Origin of the sequence: Stenotrophomonas sp. YIM B06876, assembly GCF_030711595.1 — a bacterium.
In the GTDB taxonomy this organism is placed as follows: Bacteria; Pseudomonadota; Gammaproteobacteria; order Xanthomonadales; family Xanthomonadaceae; genus Stenotrophomonas.
This window is the reverse complement of record NZ_JAUJUJ010000393.1, coordinates 1-749: the sequence shown is the minus strand read 5'-3', so window position 1 is coordinate 749 and position 749 is coordinate 1. Positions and strand designations below refer to the sequence as shown.

Here is a 749-nt window from a genome sequence, read left to right as displayed (position 1 = left end):
GCGCCGCCCTACCAGGGCAAGCCGCACCCGGCCATCGTCACGGCGATGGCGATGGCGGGCGCAGACGAGATCCTGGTGCTGGGCGGCGTGCAGGCCGTCGTCGCGATGGCGGTCGGCACGCAGAGCATCGCACCGGTCGACATGCTGGTCGGCCCGGGCAACATGTTCGTGGCCGAAGCCAAGCGCCAGCTGTACGGCCGGGTGGGCATCGACCTGTTCGCCGGACCGACGGAAACCCTCGTGATCGCCGACGAAACGGTGGACGGCGAGATGTGCGCAGTCGACCTGCTGGGGCAGGCCGAGCATGGCCCGACATCGCCCGCCGTTCTCTTGACGACCAGCGAGANACGGAAACCCTCGTGATCGCCGACGAAACGGTGGACGGCGAGATGTGCGCAGTCGACCTGCTGGGGCAGGCCGAGCATGGCCCGACATCGCCCGCCGTTCTCTTGACGACCAGCGAGACGCTGGCCCGCGAGACGATGGCCGAAATCGAGCGCCAGCTGCAGATACTGCCGACCGCCGACATGGCGGCCCGGAGCTGGGCCGAGTACGGCGAAGTCATCGTGTGCGACACCGACGAAGAGATGCTGGAAAAGGCCAACGAACTGGCGTTCGAGCATGTGCAGGTGATGACGCGCGACCCCGACTACTTCCTCGCCCGCATGACCAACTACGGCGCCTTGTTCCTGGGGCCGCGCACCAACGTGAGCTTCGGCGACAAGGTCATCGGCACCAACCACACGCTG

Annotated in this window: 2 protein-coding genes; both read left to right on the top strand. The window is 67.4% G+C overall.

The annotated features are described in order from the left end of the window. Positions 1–363 (top strand): histidinol dehydrogenase (locus QZH66_RS17525; protein WP_305807109.1); only part of this gene is annotated, 363 nt, incomplete at its 5' end. Then, on the top strand, positions 360–749 hold a 390-nt coding region (locus QZH66_RS17520), incomplete at its 3' end, for a histidinol dehydrogenase (protein WP_305807108.1). The genes QZH66_RS17525 and QZH66_RS17520, both read left to right, overlap by 4 nt.